Genomic DNA, 1414 nt, shown 5'->3' with positions numbered 1-1414 from the left:
AATCGGTACGGCGCACCATCAGCTTATGGCATTTTTCGATATTGAAAAGATTAAGACGCTTACCGAAAACAATTACGCCGACTTTGTCGCATCCGAGCTTGTCCGCGTCACAAATGACGGTCAGATTGACAGCAATGTTGTTTCGGATAAAAATATAGCCGATATGATATGCAAAAATGTCACAAGCTTTTGGAAAAGCGATATGGGTAAAGAAGTTTTAAGTGCAAAAAAAGTATATCGTGAAAGTCCTTTTGAAATATCAATTCCGGCATATGAATACGACAACACTTTACCGGACGAGTACAGAAACGAACAGATTATTTTACAAGGTATTATTGACTTATACTTTGAGGATAAAAACGGTGATATAATCCTTGTCGATTACAAAACCGACAAATGCACTTCCAAAGCAGAACAACTTGCAGTTGCAAAAAAATATGAAAAGCAATTAATTCTTTATGCACGTGCCATGGAAAAAATCTTAAAAAAATCTGTAAAAGATAAATATTTGTATTTATTTTCTCCGCAAAGTGTGGTAAAATTAGATTAGTAAAATTTTTTGAGGTGATATAATGTCAAACTACGGCAATTTGAATATAAACAGAAATAAGAACAGAAAAGGTAAAAAAATTATTATCGCCTTGATTTGTATTGCGGTTTTAATACTTGCATTTATATTTTATATAGGTATTACAGTCGGAAGCAACAACGACAAATCCAACCAAATAGCCGACGCAATTCAAGAAAATACGGAATTAAAGTTAAAGGTAAACGAACTTAACGACCAGATTGCACAAATGCAGGAAGAAATAGATTCACTTCACGCAGAACTTGAGGCTATGCCGACGATTGAACCGACACTGCCGTCAGGCTCACCTGCTCCGTCAGTATCTCCTACTTCACCTATTTCACCGAGAATCGGTGTTCAATAAAAATTAATACAAAAGGTCTGTGGCTTTACCACAGACCTTTTAATTTGTTGTTTTATTATAATTCTACAATAGTTTCAACTTCAAGAAGTACGTCCTTCGGAAGTCTTGCGACTTCTACGCATGAACGAGCCGGATAAGGCTCTGTAAAATATTTAGCGTATACTTCGTTAATCTTTGCAAAGTCATTCATATCCTTAATAAATACTGTTGTCTTTACAACATTTTCAATACTTCCGCCGGCAGCCTCAATAAGGTTCTTTACGTTTGTAAGTGCCTGTTCTGCCTGTGCCTCAACGCCCTCAGGAATATCGCCTGTTGCAGGGTTAATCGGAATTTGTCCCGATGTGAACAGCATATTTCCGACAGTTATTGCCTGTGAATAAGGTCCGATTGCAGCCGGAGCATTGTTTGTCTTTGTTTCTTTCATTTGTACCATTCCTCTCATTTTATAAAATTTATATGGTAATTAAATAGCATACAAC

At 36.4% G+C, this 1414-nt stretch carries 3 protein-coding genes; 2 read left to right on the top strand and 1 reads right to left on the bottom strand.

Annotation, left to right across the window (positions count from 1 at the left end; genetic code table 11):
* Both ACLTU0_RS11940 and ACLTU0_RS11935 read left to right on the top strand, forming a co-directional pair.
* The coding region (locus ACLTU0_RS11940) for a PD-(D/E)XK nuclease family protein (protein ID WP_412322665.1) at window positions 1-550 on the top strand (550 nt) is incomplete at its 5' end.
* A gap of 22 nt (window positions 551-572) precedes the next feature.
* A complete protein-coding gene (locus ACLTU0_RS11935; protein ID WP_412293786.1) occupies window positions 573-932 on the top strand; it encodes a hypothetical protein in 360 nt (119 codons plus the stop codon).
* A gap of 55 nt (window positions 933-987) precedes the next feature.
* On the opposite strand, the gene ACLTU0_RS11930 is transcribed toward ACLTU0_RS11935, so the two are convergent.
* Entirely contained in the window at window positions 988-1359 is a 372-nt protein-coding gene (locus ACLTU0_RS11930) for a RidA family protein (RefSeq protein ID WP_022229952.1), read from the bottom strand.
* Between the last annotated feature and the right edge of the window lie 55 nt (window positions 1360-1414).

It is taken from the genome of Hominilimicola sp. (assembly GCF_046972485.1).
In the GTDB taxonomy this organism is placed as follows: domain Bacteria; phylum Bacillota; class Clostridia; order UBA1381; family UBA1381; genus Hominilimicola; species Hominilimicola fabiformis.
This window is presented reverse-complemented; position numbering and strand designations above follow the sequence as displayed.

What these genes read in the sequence shown, in the direction of transcription:
- ACLTU0_RS11930 (WP_022229952.1), bottom strand. Translation starts at nt 1,359, where the DNA reads ATGAAAGAAACAAAGACAAACAATGCTCCGGCTGCAATCGGACCTTAT.
- ACLTU0_RS11935 (WP_412293786.1), top strand. Translation starts at nt 573, where the DNA reads ATGTCAAACTACGGCAATTTGAATATAAACAGAAATAAGAACAGAAAA.